A 16,002-nucleotide genomic window follows, 5' to 3' on the forward strand; every position below is an offset into this window, starting at 1 on the left:
CTTCGCTACGCGCCGCTCGGACAGGCGCGCCGAGTCAGTCCTGGTAGCGCGCAAGCGCGCCTCGCCGGTCTGCTGCGCTCTCGACCGCCCGGATCCACCCGTCAGCGGGCGGGGCCGGGACGGCAGCGAGCAGCGGTCTTCCGCGCATTCGGGCTGAGCGCCGGGCCGCTCCCAAGCCGGCCCGCCATGGCGATGTGCTTGCCGGTCAATCCGGCAAGCATCGCCGCCCCCCCGGGGGGGCGGCCAAGGTACTCCTTGGACGAGGGGCTTCATCTCACGGCAGCGGAATCGCCTCGATCATCGCCCGCACCTGCTCGCGCGGGCCGCGGCCGCTGCCGGGGCGCGGGCGCAGCCGGTGCGCGATCGTCTGCGGCAGGATGGCCTGCACATCGTCGGGCGAGACGAAGTCGCGGCCGTTGAGCAGCGCCAGCGCGCGCGCCGCGCGCAGCACGCCCAGGCCCGCGCGCGGGCTCAAGCCTTCCGCGAACCACTGGCCCGAGCGGGTCGCCTTGATCAGCGCCTGCAGATAGTCGAGCAGGGCCGGCGCGGCGTGGATCGCGCGCACCGCCTGCTGCGCGGCCAGCAGCTCGGCCGGGTTCATCAGCGGACGCAGCGCGCGCAGCGCCTCGCGGCTGTCCTGGCCCGACAGCAGCTCGCGTTCGGCCAGCTCGTCCGGATAGCCCAGCGAGATGCACATCAGAAAGCGGTCCAGCTGCGACTCGGGCAGCGGATAGGTGCCCAGCTGCTCGCTGGGGTTCTGCGTGGCGATGACGAAGAAGGGCTGCGGCAAGGCATGGCTGACGCCGTCGATGCTGACCTGGTTCTCCTCCATGGCCTCGAGCAGGGCGCTCTGTGTCTTCGGGCCGGCGCGGTTGATCTCGTCGGCCAGCAGCACCTGGGCGAACACCGGTCCGGCATGGAAGACGAAGCCGGCGCCGCTGTCGAGATGGCGCTCGTAGACGCTGACGCCCAGCAGGTCCGAGGGCATCAGGTCGGCGGTGAACTGCAGGCGCGAGAACTTCAGGCCCAGCGAGATCGACAGCGCATGAGCCAGGGTCGTCTTGCCGACGCCGGGCAGGTCCTCGATCAGCAGATGGCCGCCGGCGATCAGGCAGGCGATGCAGTCCTTGATCTGCGCCGGCTTGCCCTTGATGATCGTGCTAATCTGCTGTTGCAGCGCCGCCAGGCGCGCACTCAGCGCCAGGCTGGTTTCTGGATGATCGTGCGTCATGCAGGCGACCATAGCGCAAAACCAGGCCCGCCCCGACCACATCCATGCCCACCGCCTATCTGAGCCATCCCGCCTGCCGTCGGCACGATATGGGCCCCGGCCATCCCGAATGCCCGCAGCGCCTGGACGCGATCGAGGACTGGCTGATCGCCAGCGGCATCGACGTCGCGCTGCAGCGGCACGAGGCGCGGCCGGTCGATCTGGTCGACGTCGAGCGCGCCCACACCCGGCGCTATGTCGGCGAGATCAGCGCGCTGCTGCAGGAGCTGGCGGCCAGCGGCGAATCGAAGGCGATCGACCCGGACACGATCGCGATGCCGCACACCTGGTCGGCGGCCCTGCATGCGGCCGGCGCCGCCGTGCAGGCGACGGCCCTGGTGCTCGATGGCGAGGCCGACAACGCCTTCTGCGCGGTGCGCCCGCCCGGCCATCATGCGACGCGCGAGCAGGCGATGGGCTTCTGCTTCTTCAACAATGTCGCGGTCGCCGCGCGCTATGCGCTGGACGTGCGCGGGCTCAAGCGCGTGGCCATCGTCGACTTCGACGTCCATCACGGCAACGGTACCGAGGACATCATCGCCAACGACGAGCGGGTGCTGATGGTCAGCATCTTCCAGCACCAGCTCTATCCCTTCAGCGGCGCCGTGCCCAAGGGCCAGAACATGGTCAATGTGCCGCTGCCGGCCTACACGCGCGGCATGGATGTGCGCGAGATGATCGAGGCGATGTGGATGCCCGAGCTGGAGCGCTTCAAGCCCGAGATGGTCTTCATCTCGGCCGGCTTCGATGCGCATCGCGACGACGACCTGGGCCAGCTGGGCCTGGTCGAGGCCGACTACGAATGGATCACCCTGCGCATCAAGGGGCTGGCCGAGCGCCATGCCAAGGGCCGCATCGTCTCCTGCCTGGAGGGCGGCTACCACCTCGGCGCGCTGGCGCGCAGCGTCGGCGCGCACCTGCGCGTGCTGGCCGGGATCTGAGGCCGGCCGCATGGGGGTGGAGAAGTCGCTGCCGAAGCCGCTGAGCTTCGAGGATTGGGAGGCGCTGGGCGCCGCGCTGATGCGGCCGGCCGCGCTGGTCGAGTTGGCGCTCCTGCTGGCCTGCCTGGGCCTGGCGGCGCTGATCGTTGCGCAGCTGCGGCGCGCGCGCGGGCCCGAGGCCACGCCGGCGCCGGTGCTGTTTGGCAAGCGCATCATCGATGGCGTGCTGTTCCCCGGCCTGGCCCTGGTGCTGGCCTGGGGCGTGCGGGCAGCGCTGCCCTGGCTGGGCCTGCCGCCGGCGCTGTTCAGGGTCGCGCTGCCGCTGCTGGTCTCGCTGCTCATGATCCGGCTGACCGTGCGGGTGCTGTCGGCGGCGTTGCCGCAGTCGCGCCTGGTGCGCCTGATCGAGGGCAGCGTGTCCTGGCTGGCCTGGGGCGGCGCGATCCTCTGGATCACCGGCCTGCTGCCGATGCTGCTGGACGAGCTGGACCAGATCACCTTCAAGCTCGGCTCGGCCCATCTGTCGCTGCGCAATCTGCTCGAGGGCGGGCTGACGGCCGTGCTGGTGATGGTGCTGGCGCTGTGGCTGTCCTCGGGCGTCGAGGCGCGGCTCTTGCGCGCCGGCACGATGGATCTGTCGCTGCGCAAGATTGCCGCCAATGCCCTGCGGGCGCTGCTGCTGTTCATCGGTCTGCTGATCGCGCTGTCCAGCATCGGCATCGACCTGACGGCGCTGGGCGTGCTGGGCGGCGCGATCGGCGTCGGCATCGGCCTGGGCCTGCAGCGGCTGGCGGCCAACTATGTGTCGGGCTTCGTCATCCTGGCCGAGCGCGCCTTGCGCATCGGCGACGTGATCCGTGTCGACGGCTTCGAGGGGCGCATCAGCGACATCAAGACCCGCTACACCATCATCCGCGCGCTGAACGGCCGCCACGCGATCGTGCCGAACGAGCTGCTGATCACGCAGCGGGTCGAGAACGCCTCGCTGGGCGGCGCCGGCGTGATGATCAGCACGACGGTGCTGGTGGCCGGCGGCAGCGATGTCGATGCGCTGATCCCGCAGTTGGTCGAGGTCGCGCTGCAGCAGCCGCGGGTGATGGCCGAGCCGGGGCCCGCCGTGCAGCTGAGCCAGTTCGCGCCCGAGGGCCTGGAGCTGACGATCTGGTTCTGGATCGCCGATCCCGAGAACGGCACCGGCGGCGTGCGCTCCGACGTCAATCTGGCCATCCTGCGCAAACTGCAGGAGTTGAACGTGACCATCCCCTTTGTGCAACGCTGGACGCAGTATCAGCCGCCAAGCGGGAATAAGCCCTGAAGCGCCGGCTTTTCGCCGTGCACCCGGCGCAGCGAGTCGATAGCATCCCAGAGCCATGTGCTGCGTGGTGTACAGGGAATCAAAAGTTATGCGCTTCATTCAAAGAGTGATGGTGGCCCAGGCGGTGCCGGCAGCGTTGCTGCTGGTGCTCGGGGCGGTGGTCGTGACCGGCACGGTCCGGATGGAAACTCAGCTGGGCCAGTACTTCGCCCAGGAGGACGCGCTGGCCGCCGAGGCCAGCGAGATGTATGCCCAGGGCCTGCAGATGGGCCAGGCCTTGCGCAATATCGTGCTCGACCCGGCCAACAAAAAGGCCTACGAGAACCTGGACGCGGCCAGCAAGGCCTATGAGAAGGCGAGCAAGGCCGCGCTGGCCGCCGCCAAGCCCGAGCAGCAGGCCAAGCTGCGCGCGATGGACGGCATGCGGACCAAGCTGGCGCAGGTGCAGCAGGAGGTCGTCACCCTGGTCGCGCAGGATGCCGCCGCGGCCTCGGCGCTCCTGAACAAGCAGGAGACGCCGGCCTGGCGCGAACTGCGGACCGAGTTGCTCGATCTGAAGAAGCTCAGCGCCGCCGACAAGGAAGCGGCGCGCGGCGCGGCCGGCGCGGCGATGGGCGCGGCGCGCAGCTGGATGCTGGGCTTGGTGCTGCTCAGCGCCGGCATCTGCATCGCCTTCGTGCTCAATCTGCGCGGCGTGATGCGGCGCGAGCTCGGCGGCGATCCGGCCGTCGCGCGCGAGGTGCTGGAGAAGGTCGCGGCCGGCGATCTGCTGGTCGAGGTGCCGGTGCAGGCCGGCGATGCGCAGAGCATGATGTCGGCGCTGCAACGCACCCGCGATTCGCTGCGCAATCTGGTCGCCGATGTCAACGAGGCGGCCGGCTCGATAGCGCTGGCCTCGGGCGAGATCGCCGCCGGCAACCAGGACCTGTCGACCCGCACCGAGCATCAGGCCGGCAATCTGCAGGCGACCGCCTCGGCGATGGACCAGCTCTCGTCGACGGTGCGCCACAACGCCGAGTCGGCCCAGCAGGCGACCCAGCTGGCCAGCACGGCCAGCGGCGTGGCGGCCGAGGGCGGTCAGGCGGTCGGCCAGGTCGTGCAGACCATGGACGCGATCAGCGCGCAAAGCCACAAGATCGCCGACATCACCGCGGTGATCGACGGCATCGCCTTCCAGACCAATATCCTCGCGCTGAACGCCGCCGTCGAGGCGGCACGCGCCGGGGAACAGGGCCGCGGCTTCGCGGTGGTCGCCTCCGAGGTGCGCTCGCTGGCCCAGCGCAGCGCGCAGGCGGCGCGCGAGATCAAGAGCCTGATCGCCGAGAACGTCGAGAAGGTCGAGAGCGGCGCCCGCCAGGTGCAGCAGGCCGGCCAGACCATGGGCGAACTGGTCGCCCAGGTGCAGCGCGTCTCGGGTCTGATCAGCGAGATCTCCAGCGCCACCAGCGAGCAGAGCGGTGGCATCCAGCAGGTCAGCCGCTCGGTCAGCCAGCTCGACGAGGTGACGCAGCAGAACGCCGCCCTGGTCGAAGAGAGCACGGCGGCGGCGCAGAGCCTGAACGCGCAGGCCGAACGGCTCAGCGCGCTGGTCAAGGTGTTCCGGCTGGCCTGAGGGGCGGGCTCAGCCGCCTGCGCTCAGCGCCGGTGGCTGTAGCGCCACCAGGCGGTCAGCACCGCCGCGCCGAACAGCAGCGTGGCGCTGAGCGCCGCCGGCCGTCCGATCAGCCACAGCGCCAGCAGGCCGCAGCCCGCATAGACCCAGGGCAGCTTCTCGTACCAGAATTCAGAAATCCACATCGCTCTTCCTCCATCCCGGGATCTTCGATCCGGCCCTCAATCCCGCCTTCGACCCCGCCTTCGTGGGCGGGTGTTCAGTGGCGCGGATCTTCTCCGTAAGCGGATCGGGACACCACCCTCGTTTACAGGGGGATTTGTCGCGTTTGTGCAGTAGTTCTCAGCTTTTCGCCTCGAGCTCGGCGAAATCCGCATCCAGCACGACGCGGTAGCGCGCGCGACCCGAGCGCAGGTGTTCGATCGCCTCGTTGACCCGGCTCATCGGGAAGTGCTCGACCTGGGGCAGGATCTGGTGCCGGGCGGAGAAGTCCAGCATCCGGGCCAGCAGGGTTGGCGACGGTGTCGGCGAGGCCGACAGGCTGCGCTGCCAGCTCAGGAGCGAGCCGCTGCGCAGGCTCAGCTTGTCGGTGACGACCCCGACCAGATGCAGCCGACCCTTGGGCGCCAAGGTGCCGATCAGCGCGTCCCACTCGAGGCTGGCGCCGACGGTGACCAAGAGAAAGTCCAGGCTGCCGGCCGCCGCCTTCAATTCCTTCACATCGACGCTGGACACGGTGCGGTGCGCGCCCAGCGCCAGCGCCTCCTCGCGCTTGGACGGCGACGAGGTGAAGGCCGTCACCTCGCAACCCCAGGCGCGCGCGAACTTGACGGCCAGATGGCCGAGGCCGCCGATGCCGACGACGCCGACCCGGTCGGTCGGCTGGATCGAATGGATGACGAAAGGCAGGAAGACGGTGCCGCCGCCGCACATCAGCGGGCCGGCCGCGGCCGGGTCCAGCGCGTCCGGGATCGGCACCGCCCAGCTCCAGTGCGCGCGCAGGCGCTCGGCGAAGCCGCCGTGGCGGCCGACGATGGTCGGCTGGCGCTTGGCGCAGAGGTTCTGCTCGCCGCCCAGGCAGAAATTGCAGTGCAGGCAGCTGGCCGTGTGCCAGCCGATGCCCACGCGCTGGCCGATCCGGCGCCCCTTGGCCTGCGCACCGAGCGCGGTCACGACGCCGACGACCTCGTGGCCGGGCACCAGCGGATAGCTGGATGGATACCACTCGCTGTCTATCATCGCCAGATCGGAATGGCAGATGCCGCAATGCTCGACGCGGATCTCGACCTCCTCCTCGCCCAGCGGGCCGGCTTCGAAATCGAATCGCTGCAGCGGCCCGCCCTGTTGCAGGGCGGCCCAGGCACGGATGGCGGACATGCGGTTTCTCCTTGGGGGTCGATCGCGCATTGTTGCGCGCGCCGGGGGTTTGCGACGGTCACCTCTGGGACTTTCCGGCCTTGCGGGGCGGGCGGCTTTCGCTGACAGTCGCGGCTTGTCGTTTTTCTCGGTTTCCCTCTGATGACCACCTCATCGACGATCACGGCGGACGCCGGCGCGACGGCGCCGTCCGAACGCCACGCCGACCGCGCCGACCGCGCCTTCTTCGGCCATCCGGCGGGCCTCGGCTGGCTGTCCTTCTGCGAGCTGTGGGAGCGCTTCTCCTACTACGGCATGCAGGCGCTGCTGGTGCTGTACCTAAGCAACTATCTGTTCCTGCCCGAGAACATCGGCCAGGTGGCCGGCATGGAGGCGCTGCGGCGCTGGATCGAGAGCGCCACCGGCCCGCGCTCCCCGCAGCAGCTGGCTTCGGTGGTGTTCGGCCTCTATGCGGGCCTGGTCTACCTGACGCCGCTGTTCGGCGGCCTGCTGGCCGACCGGCTGCTGGGCCGCACCAAGACGGTCGTGATTGGCGCCTCGCTGATGGCGCTGGGCCATTTCCTGATGGCCTTCGAGGCCAGCTTCCTGGCCGCGCTGGCCTGCCTGCTGGTCGGCGTCGGCTGCTTCAAGGGCAATATCGCCGCCCAGGTCGGCGATCTCTACCGGCCCGGTGACCTGCGCCGGGCCAGCGCCTTCCAGATCTTCATGCTGGCGGTGCAGATCGCGGTGATCGCCGCGCCCATCGTCTGCGGCACCCTGGGCGAGAAGGTGGCCTGGCACTGGGGCTTTGGCGCCGCCGGCATCGGCATGGTGATCGGCCTGGTCGTCTATCTGGCCGGCCGGCGCTGGCTGCCGCCCGAGCCGCTGCGGGCCCGCGCCGCCAGGTCAAGCGAGCCGCGGCCGCGTATGAGCAGCGCCGACAAGGCGCGGCTGGCCCTGCTAATCGTGCTGATCCCGGTGCTGACCCTGTCCATCGTCGGCAACCAGCAGTTCTACAACGCCTATCCGCTGTGGTCGCAAAAGCATATGGACCTGCTGCTGTTCGGCTGGGAAGTGCCGGTGACCTGGCTGCAGGCGGTCGATGCCTTCGTCAGCACCGCGACCATGGTCGCCTCGATCGCCTTCTGGCGCTGGTGGGCGACCAAGCGGCGCGAGCCGGACGAGCTGCTGAAGATGGCCCTGGGCACCCTGCTGGCCGCCGGCGCGCCGGCGCTGCTGGTGATCGCCGCCGGCCTGATCGACAGCGGCCAGGGCAAGATCAGCCTGGCCTGGACCCTGGGCTACACGCTGGTCAACGACCTGGGCTTTGCCAACATCATGCCGGTCGGCCTGGCCCTGTATTCGCGCGCGGCACCGCGCCGGCTGGAGGGCCTGGTGATCGGCATGTACTACCTGCACCTGTTCGTCGGCAACACCCTGGTCGGCTGGCTGGCGGGCCTGCTGGAGACCCTGCCGGGCCGCGAGTTCTGGGGCTTGCACGCATTGCTGGTGGCCGGCGCCGGCCTGCTGCTGCTGAGCTTCCGCTTCTTCTTCGGCCGCCTGCTGCTGCCCGAGACGAAGGAAGAGCCGGCCGCGGCCTGAGGCGCTTTAGCGCCCGCCGGCCTTCAGCGGCGCCAGGCTTTGCAGGTACAGATGCAGCGCGCCGAGGTCGGTGTCGCTCATCTGGCCCAGCGAGCCGAAGGGCATCACCGCGACCGCCGAGCCATCGGCGCGCTTGCCGCTCCTCATCAGCGCGGCAAAGCTCTTGGCATCGGGATAGCGCGTCATCGCCGTGCCCTCGCCGGGCGTCAGATTGGCGGCGGCCGGCCAGTCCGGCGGACCGCCGGGGATCTTGCCGCCGGACAGCCGCTCGCCATGGCAGCCGATGCACATATTCGCCACGTAGCGGCCATGCTCCAGCGTCAGGCCTTCGGGCACCGGCTGCTGCGGCGGCCGGGCATGGTCGATGCGCGAGGCGGCGTCCGGGATCAGGCCCAGGCCGTAGAGCACCCGCACCGGCGGCGGCAGCTTCAGCTCGGCCGCCGTGCCGGCCGCCGGCGGCAGCTGGCGCACATAGGCGACCAGGGCGGCCAGGTCCGCATCGGTGAAGCGGTTGTAGTCCTCGCTGGGCATGATCAAGAGCGGCCGGCCGTCGGGCTTGACGCCGTGGCGGATCGCCCGCACCCAGTCCTCGGGCCGGTAGGCGGCGACCACATTGCCGGGGCCGGGGCTGATATTGGGGCCCTTGACCCGCATCTCGGGCGAGTCGATGAAGGCGCGGCCGGCGCCGTCCGCGCCATGGCAGTCGACGCAGCCGCGGCTGGAGAACAGATAGCGGCCGCGCTCGATGGCGGCGGCATCGCTGGTGTAGGGCACGGCGGCGACGCTGAGCGCGACGCGCCGCTCCATCTTGCGATCGGCGGCCATCAGGCCGTAGGCGACGCCGGCACCGGCCAGCAGGGCGAGGCCCGCCAGGCCGGCGAGGCTGTACTTGATCCAGGGCTTCATCGGGACTCCCGTTTTTGAACGGCGGGAGTATCCCGATTCGGGCCGGGCCGCACATCCCTACAAACGCGGCCCCGGGCGGTTCGGTCTCGCTCAGCCGGCGGTGACCGGGATCTTGACCGCCTTGCCCGAGGCGATGCGCTCCTGCCACTCGGCCGGGCCGGTGATGTGGGCGCTGGTGCCGCCGGCATCGACGGCCACCGTCACCGGCATGTCGACGACGTCGAACTCGTAGATCGCTTCCATGCCCAGGTCCTCGAAGCCGACCACCTTGGCCGCCTTGATCGCCTTGGAGACCAGATAGGCCGAGCCGCCGACGGCCATCAGATAGGCCGACTTGTGCTGCTTGATGGACTCGATGGCGACCGGGCCGCGCTCGGCCTTGCCGATCATCGCGATCAGGCCGGTCTTGGCCAGCATCATGTCGGTGAACTTGTCCATGCGCGTGGCCGTGGTCGGGCCGGCCGGGCCGACGACCTCGTCGCGCACCGGGTCGACCGGGCCGACGTAATAGATGACGCGGTTGGTGAAGTCGACCGGCAGCTTTTCGCCCTTGGCCAGCATGTCCTGGATGCGCTTGTGCGCGGCGTCGCGGCCGGTCAGCATCTTGCCGTTCAAGAGCAGGGTCTGGCCGGGCGTCCAGCTGGCCACCTCGGCGGGGGTCAGCGCGTTCAGGTCCACGCGCTTGCTCTTGTTGTAGTCGGGCGCCCAGTGCACATCGGGCCACAGATCCAGGCTGGGCGGCTCCAGATAGCTGGGGCCGGAGCCGTCGAGCACGAAGTGGGCGTGGCGGGTGGCCGCGCAGTTCGGGATCATCGCGATCGGCTTGGAGGCCGCATGCGTCGGGTAAGTCTTGATCTTGACGTCCAGCACGGTGGTCAGGCCGCCCAGACCCTGGGCGCCGATGCCCAGCGCATTGACCTTCTCGTACAGCTCGATGCGCAGCTCCTCGAGCTTGTTCCGCGGGCCGCGCTCGAGCAGCTCGTACATGTCGATGTCATCCATCAGCGCTTCCTTGGCCAAGAGCGCTGCCTTCTCGGCCGTGCCGCCGACGCCGATGCCCAGCATGCCCGGCGGGCACCAGCCCGCGCCCATGGTCGGCACCGTCTTCAGCACCCAGTCGACGATGTTGTCGCTGGGGTTGAGCATATAGACCTTGCTCTTGTTCTCGCTGCCGCCGCCCTTGGCCGCGACGATCACGTCCACCGTGTTGCCGGGCACGACTTCCATGAAGACGACGGCCGGCGTGTTGTCCTTGGTGTTCTTGCGCTCGAAGATCGGGTCGCTGAGCACCGAGGCGCGCAGCTTGTTGTCCGGGTGGTTGTAGGCGCGGCGCACGCCCTCGTTGACGGCGTCCTGGATCGAGCCGGGGAAGTCGCCCCAGCGCACGTCCATGCCGATCTTCAGGAAGACGTTGACGATGCCGGTGTCCTGGCAGATCGGGCGACGGCCCTCGGCGCACATGCGCGAGTTGGTCAGGATCTGCGCGATCGCGTCCTTGGCCGCGGCGCTCTGCTCGCGCTCGTAGGCGCGCGCCAGATGCTGGATGTAGTCGGCCGGGTGGTAGTAGCTGATGTACTGCAGGGCGGCGGCGACGCTGTCGACGAGGTCGGCGTAACGGATCGTGGTGCTCATGGTGGTCCGAAGGCTTCGTGAGAGGGTCTCGGGATTATCCCGCAGGCCGCCGCACCGCCTGTTCACGGACTTCGGTCGCAGCGAAAGCGCCGCAGATTCTCGTCGACCGCCGCGACGAAGACGGCCAGGCTCCGCGCGGCCAGCGAGCGCAGGCCGACCAGTTCCTCCAGCTCCGGCGGGCTGGGGATGTGCCGGTCGGTGAACAGGCGTCGCTCGCAATGCTGCACCCAGTCCTCCGCATCCAGCCACAGCAGGTAGGCGAGATGCGAGTCGGCCATGCGCTTCTCCAGAGTCGGCGCCTCAGACTCTAGGGGCGCGGCGCGGCGGCCGCTGTAGGACAAGAGCGCTTGTGCCTGTGCCGGGCCTGTTGCCCTAGAGTAAGCGGTTCGTCAGAGACGGGACGCACAGTTGCGCCAGTTCCGCATGGATGACGATATCGACGGCGAGGCCGAGGAGACAAGAGCGATGACCCAGAGCAAGCAATACCTGCCCAGCCCCGACTGGCAGGCCCAGGCCCATGTCAAGGGCATGGCCGGCTACCAGGCGCTGGTGGCGGAGGCCGAGGCCGATCACGAGGCCTTCTGGGCGCGGCTGGCGCGCGAGCTGATCAGCTGGCAGACGCCGTTCACCAAGACGCTGAACGACAGCGATGCGCCGTTCTACAAATGGTTCGAGGACGGCCGGCTGAACGTCTCCTACAACTGCCTGGACCGCAATGTCGAGCGCGGCCTGGGCGACAAGGTGGCGATCATCTTCGAGGCCGACGACGGCACAGTCACCCAGGTCAGCTACAGCGAACTGCTGGCCAAGGTCGCGCAGCTGGCCAATGCGTTGAAGGCGCGCGGCGTCAAGAAGGGCGACCGCGTCGTCATCTACATGCCGATGTCGGTCGAGGGCGTCGTCGCGATGCAGGCCTGCGCCCGCATCGGCGCCACCCACTCGGTGGTGTTCGGCGGCTTTTCGGCGCAATCGCTGCGCGACCGCGTGCAGGACGCCGGCGCGGTGATGGTGATCACCGCCGACGAGCAGCAGCGCGGCGGCAAGGCCCTGCCGCTGAAGGCCATCGTCGACGAGGCGCTGGCCGACAACAGCTGCCCCAGCTGCAAGGACGTGGTCGTCTACAAGCGCACCGGCGGCGCGATTGCCTGGGTGGCCGGCCGCGACCTGTGGCTGCACGAACTGCTGGCCGGCCAGAGCACCACGTGCGAGCCCGAATGGGTGGAGGCCGAGCACCCGCTGTTCCTGCTCTACACCTCGGGCTCGACCGGCAAGCCCAAGGGTGTGCAGCATTCGACCGGCGGCTATCTGCTGCATGCGGCGCTGACGACCAAGTGGACCTTCGACCTGAAGCCCGAGGACGTGTTCTGGTGCACGGCCGACATCGGCTGGGTCACCGGCCATACCTATATCGCCTACGGCCCGCTGGCGCTAGGAGGCACCGAGATCGTGTTCGAGGGCGTGCCCACCTATCCGGACGCCGGCCGCTTCTGGCAGATGATCGAGAAGCACAAGGTGACGATCTTCTACACCGCGCCGACGGCGATCCGGGCCTTGATCAAGGCGGCCGAGAGCAACGAGGCCGTGCACCCTAAGCGTTACGACCTGAGCAGCCTGCGCCTGCTCGGCTCGGTCGGCGAGCCGATCAACCCGGCCGCCTGGGAGTGGTACCACGCGAACATCGGCGGTGGCCGCTGCCCCATCGTCGACACCTTCTGGCAGACCGAGACCGGCGGCCACATGATCACGCCGCTGCCGGGTGCGACGCCGCTGGTGCCGGGCTCCTGCACCTTGCCCTTCCCGGGCATCAGCGCCGCCATCGTCGACGAGACCGGCAACGATGTGCCGAACGGGCAGGGCGGCATCCTGGTCGTCAAGAAGCCCTGGCCCTCGATGATCCGCACGATCTGGGGCGACTCCGAGCGCTTCAAGAAGAGCTACTACCCGCCGGAGCTGAAGGGCTATTACCTGGCGGGCGACGGCGCGATCCGCGACGCCGAAACGGGCTACTTCACCATTACCGGCCGCATCGACGACGTGCTGAACGTGTCCGGCCATCGCATGGGCACGATGGAGATCGAATCGGCCCTGGTCAGCTGCACCGAACTGGTCGCCGAGGCCGCCGTCGTCGGCCGCCCGGACGACACGACCGGCGAGGCCATCTGCGCCTTCGTCGTGCTGAAGCGCCCACGCCCCAGCGGTGAGGAGGCCAAGGCGATCGCCAAGCAGCTGCGCGACCATGTGGCCAAGGAAATCGGCCCGATCGCCAAGCCCAAGGACATCCGCTTCGGCGACAACCTGCCCAAGACCCGCAGCGGCAAGATCATGCGGCGCCTGCTGCGCGCGGTGGCCAAGGGCGAAGCAGTCACACAGGACACGAGTACCTTGGAGAACCCGGCCATCCTGGAGCAGCTCGGTCAGGCTTACTGACCGAGCTGCTCCAGGCCGCGCGGCGCGCGGTCGGCGCAGCCGAATGGCCGGGTTCGGGGTTCACTCATATCGCGCAGCGATGTGGGTGAGCACCAGAATCCCGCGATCCTCGAGCAGCTCGGTCAGGCTTACTGACCGAGCTGTTCCTGGCCGCGCGGCGCGCGGTCGGCGCAGCCAAATGGCCGGGTTCGGGGCTCACTCATATCGCGCAGCGATGTGGGTGAGCACCAGAATCCCGCGATCCTCGAGCAGCTCGGTCAGGCTTACTGACCGAGCTGCTCCAGGCCGCGCGATGCGCGGTCGGCGCAGCCGAATGGCCCGGTTCGGGGTTCACTCATATCGCGCAGCGATGTGGGTGAACACCAGAACCCGGCGCGCGCAACAAAAAGCCCCGCATTGCGGGGCTTCTTCATGCAGTCCGGCCGATCACTTCACCGACAACACCCACTGCGCCAACTGCTTGGCCTCGGCCTCGTTCACCTGCGTGTTGGCCGGCATCGGCACCGGGCCCCAGACGCCGGAACCGCCCTTGATGATCTTCTCGGACAGCTTGGCGACCGCGTCCTTGTCCTTGGCGTACTTGGCGGCGACATCCTTGTAGGCGGGGCCGACCAGCTTCTTGTCCAGCGCATGGCAGGCCATGCAGTTCTTCTTCTGCGCCAGATCGGCGTTGGCGAAGGCGGCCGGTGCGGCCAGCGTGGCGGCCATTGCGGCCAGGGCGATCAGGGAGGACTTCATGGCTTCCTTTCGATTCGTCGGCGGGGTGTTGAGGCAATCTGCACTACAGTCCGGGCAGGTGAGCCGTCGGGGCATTGTAGTGTTCGCGCCCCGACGCGCGAGCATCTCAAAAAAGGAGTTGGGCGAATGTGGTTCGTGTTGATCGGCGTGCTGCTCGGGGGGCTCAAGCTGGCGGGCGTCGCGCCGGTGGCCGACTGGAGCTGGCTCGCGGTGCTGGCGCCCTTCGGCCTGGCCGTCGTATGGTGGGCCTGGGCCGACCAGAGCGGCTATACGCGCAAGAAGGCGATGGACCGGATGGAAGCCCGCAAGGCGGCCCGCCGCGAGCGGGCGCTGGAGGCGCTGGGCAAGGGCGAGCAGCAGCGGAACAAGCGTTGAGCAGCGGGCGGAGCTCCGTGGGGTCGAACTTGTGACGCAGGCTCCAAGGAGCCTGCGCGCAAATTCGATCTGAAGTCGCGGGACGCGACTTCAGGCCGGCGCCGCGGGGCGGCCCCGGCTGAGGCTGCTGCGCAGCCTCAATCGAATTTGTCCAGCACCGCGCCTGAGCTGGCGCTGGAGGCGCTCTTGGCGAACTTGGCCAGCACGCCGCGGGTGTAGCGCGGTGCCGGCTGCTTCCAGGCCGCGCGGCGTCGCGCCAGTTCGGCCGCATCGACGTTCAGCTCCAGCAACAGCCGGTGCGCGTCGATGGTGATGGAGTCGCCTTCCTGCACCAAGGCGATGGTGCCGCCCTCATAGGCCTCGGGCGCCACATGGCCGACGACCATGCCCCAGGTGCCGCCGGAGAAGCGGCCGTCGGTGATCAGGCCCACCGATTCGCCCAGACCCTGGCCGATCAGCGCGCCGGTCGGCGCCAGCATCTCGGGCATGCCCGGGCCGCCCTTGGGACCCAGATAGCGCAGCACCATCACGTCGCCGGCCTGGATCTGCTTGGCCATGATGGCGGCCAGCGCGCTCTGCTCGTCGTCGAACACGCGCGCCGGGCCGGTGATGACCGGGTTCTTCAGGCCGGTGATCTTGGCCACGCAGCCCTCGGGCGAGAGATTGCCCTTCAGGATGGCCAGATGGCCCTGCTCGTACATCGGGTCGGCCACGGCGCGGATCACCTCCTGATCGGCGCGCAGCTCCGGCACCTCGGCCAGGTTCTCGGCCACCGTCTTGCCGGTGATGGTGATGCAGTCGCCGTGCAGCAGGCCGGCCTTCAGCAGCACCTTCATCACGGCCGGGATGCCGCCGGCCTTGTGCAGGTCGACGGCCAGGTACTTGCCGCTGGGCTTCAGGTCGCAGAGCACCGGGATCTTCTTGCGCATGCGCTCGAAGTCGTCGATGGTCCAGTCGACCTCGGCCGCATGGGCGATGGCCAGGAAATGCAGCACCGCGTTGGTCGAGCCGCCGGTGGCCATGATGACGGCGACGGCGTTCTCGATCGCCTTCTTGGTGACGATGTCGCGCGGCTTCAGGTCGGCCTTGACGGCCTCGACGAGGTAGTTCGCCGCCAGCTTCACGTTCTCGACCACCTCGTCCTCGACATTGGACATCGAGGAGGAGTAGGGCAGGGACATGCCCAGCGCCTCGAAGGCCGAGCTCATGGTGTTGGCGGTGTACATGCCGCCGCAGGAGCCGCTGCCGGGGATCGCGCGTTTCTCGATCTGGCAGAAGTCCTCCTCGCTCATCTTGCCGGCCGAGAACTGGCCGACGGCCTCGAAGACCGAGACGATGTTGAGGTCCTGGCCCTTGTAGTGGCCGGGCTTGATCGTGCCGCCGTAGATGTAGATGGCCGGCACATTGGCGCGCAGCATGCCCATCATGCCGCCGGGCATGTTCTTGTCGCAGCCGCCGATCACCATCACGCCGTCCAGCCACTGGCCGCCGACGCAGGTCTCCACGCAGTCGGAGATCACCTCGCGCGAGACCAGCGAGTACTTCATGCCCTCGGTTCCCATGGCCATGCCGTCGCTGATGGTCGGCGTGCCGAACAGCTGCGCATTGGCGCCGGCCGCCTTCAGGCCGATCACGGCCGCGTCGGCCAGCTTCTGCAGGCCCGAGTTGCAGGGCGTGATCGTCGAGTGGCCGTTGGCGATGCCGATCATCGGCTTGCCGAAGTCGCTCTCCTGGTAGCCCATGCCGTAGTACATCGAGCGGTTCGGCGCGCGGGCCACGCCCTCGGTGATGTTCTTGGAGCGGCGGTTGTATGACATCGAGTGGTCTC

The 16,002-nt window shown here is 69.0% G+C and carries 14 protein-coding genes; 6 read left to right on the forward strand and 8 right to left on the reverse strand.

Translation table 11 applies throughout. The annotated features are described in order from the left end of the window. Nucleotides 1–274 precede the first annotated feature (274 nt). The gene (locus QWJ38_RS08060) at nt 275–1,231 is read right to left on the reverse strand and encodes an AAA family ATPase (RefSeq protein WP_290358539.1); all 957 of its coding nucleotides are present in this window, start codon (nt 1,229–1,231) and stop codon (nt 275–277) included. A 44-nt stretch (nt 1,232–1,275) separates the two neighbouring features. Here QWJ38_RS08060 and QWJ38_RS08065 point away from each other — a divergent pair, with 44 nt between their 5' ends. The 3 genes from QWJ38_RS08065 (at nt 1,276) to QWJ38_RS08075 (ending at nt 5,138) form a co-directional block, all read left to right on the forward strand. Beyond that, nucleotides 1,276–2,211, forward strand: coding sequence for a histone deacetylase family protein (locus QWJ38_RS08065; protein WP_290358540.1), 936 nt, complete (start codon nt 1,276–1,278; stop codon nt 2,209–2,211). A gap of 10 nt (nt 2,212–2,221) precedes the next feature. Then, the gene (locus QWJ38_RS08070) at nt 2,222–3,526 is read left to right on the forward strand and encodes a mechanosensitive ion channel family protein (RefSeq protein WP_290358541.1); all 1,305 of its coding nucleotides are present in this window, start codon (nt 2,222–2,224) and stop codon (nt 3,524–3,526) included. A gap of 88 nt (nt 3,527–3,614) precedes the next feature. Beyond that, entirely contained in the window at nt 3,615–5,138 is a 1,524-nt protein-coding gene (locus QWJ38_RS08075; protein ID WP_290358542.1) for a methyl-accepting chemotaxis protein, read from the forward strand. 23 nt (nt 5,139–5,161) lie between these two features. On the opposite strand, the gene QWJ38_RS08080 is transcribed toward QWJ38_RS08075, so the two are convergent. Together QWJ38_RS08080 and ahr are read right to left on the reverse strand one after the other, a co-directional pair. After that, nucleotides 5,162–5,323 carry a hypothetical protein gene (locus tag QWJ38_RS08080; protein ID WP_290358543.1) on the reverse strand — a complete coding sequence of 54 codons (162 nt, stop codon included), beginning with the start codon at nt 5,321–5,323 and terminating at the stop codon, nt 5,162–5,164. Nucleotides 5,324–5,480: 157 nt separating this feature from the next. After that, nucleotides 5,481–6,515, reverse strand: coding sequence for an NADPH-dependent aldehyde reductase Ahr (gene ahr / locus QWJ38_RS08085; RefSeq protein ID WP_290358544.1), 1,035 nt, complete (start codon nt 6,513–6,515; stop codon nt 5,481–5,483). 141 nt (nt 6,516–6,656) lie between these two features. Here ahr and QWJ38_RS08090 point away from each other — a divergent pair, with 141 nt between their 5' ends. Beyond that, complete coding sequence (locus tag QWJ38_RS08090) at nt 6,657–8,096, forward strand: peptide MFS transporter (RefSeq protein WP_290358545.1); 1,440 nt, start codon at nt 6,657–6,659, stop codon at nt 8,094–8,096. Nucleotides 8,097–8,102: 6 nt separating this feature from the next. On the opposite strand, the gene QWJ38_RS08095 is transcribed toward QWJ38_RS08090, so the two are convergent. The 3 genes from QWJ38_RS08095 to QWJ38_RS08105 form a co-directional block, all read right to left on the reverse strand. Beyond that, the gene (locus tag QWJ38_RS08095; RefSeq protein ID WP_290358546.1) at nt 8,103–9,002 is read right to left on the reverse strand and encodes a c-type cytochrome; all 900 of its coding nucleotides are present in this window, start codon (nt 9,000–9,002) and stop codon (nt 8,103–8,105) included. 90 nt (nt 9,003–9,092) lie between these two features. Continuing rightward, the gene (locus tag QWJ38_RS08100; RefSeq protein WP_290358547.1) at nt 9,093–10,634 is read right to left on the reverse strand and encodes a fumarate hydratase; all 1,542 of its coding nucleotides are present in this window, start codon (nt 10,632–10,634) and stop codon (nt 9,093–9,095) included. Nucleotides 10,635–10,696: 62 nt separating this feature from the next. Beyond that, nucleotides 10,697–10,912: a hypothetical protein gene (locus QWJ38_RS08105; RefSeq protein WP_290358548.1), complete on the reverse strand. Its 216-nt coding sequence runs from the start codon at nt 10,910–10,912 to the stop codon at nt 10,697–10,699. A gap of 187 nt (nt 10,913–11,099) precedes the next feature. On the opposite strand from QWJ38_RS08105, the gene acs reads away from it, so the two are divergent. Further along, nucleotides 11,100–13,061, forward strand: a complete 1,962-nt coding sequence (acs, locus tag QWJ38_RS08110) for an acetate--CoA ligase (protein ID WP_290358976.1) — start codon at nt 11,100–11,102, stop codon at nt 13,059–13,061. Nucleotides 13,062–13,487: 426 nt separating this feature from the next. Here the strand turns inward: acs and QWJ38_RS08115 are convergent, their stop codons facing one another. Beyond that, nucleotides 13,488–13,799 carry a c-type cytochrome gene (locus QWJ38_RS08115; RefSeq protein WP_290358549.1) on the reverse strand — a complete coding sequence of 104 codons (312 nt, stop codon included), beginning with the start codon at nt 13,797–13,799 and terminating at the stop codon, nt 13,488–13,490. 126 nt (nt 13,800–13,925) lie between these two features. Here QWJ38_RS08115 and QWJ38_RS08120 point away from each other — a divergent pair, with 126 nt between their 5' ends. After that, complete coding sequence (locus QWJ38_RS08120; protein ID WP_290358550.1) at nt 13,926–14,174, forward strand: TIGR04438 family Trp-rich protein; 249 nt, start codon at nt 13,926–13,928, stop codon at nt 14,172–14,174. A 137-nt stretch (nt 14,175–14,311) separates the two neighbouring features. On the opposite strand, the gene ilvD is transcribed toward QWJ38_RS08120, so the two are convergent. After that, nucleotides 14,312–15,991, reverse strand: a complete 1,680-nt coding sequence (gene ilvD / locus QWJ38_RS08125) for a dihydroxy-acid dehydratase (RefSeq protein ID WP_290358551.1) — start codon at nt 15,989–15,991, stop codon at nt 14,312–14,314. Nucleotides 15,992–16,002: the final 11 nt, after the last annotated feature.

Source organism: Roseateles violae (assembly GCF_030410485.1).
Classification (GTDB): Bacteria; Pseudomonadota; Gammaproteobacteria; order Burkholderiales; family Burkholderiaceae_C; genus Roseateles_D; species Roseateles_D violae.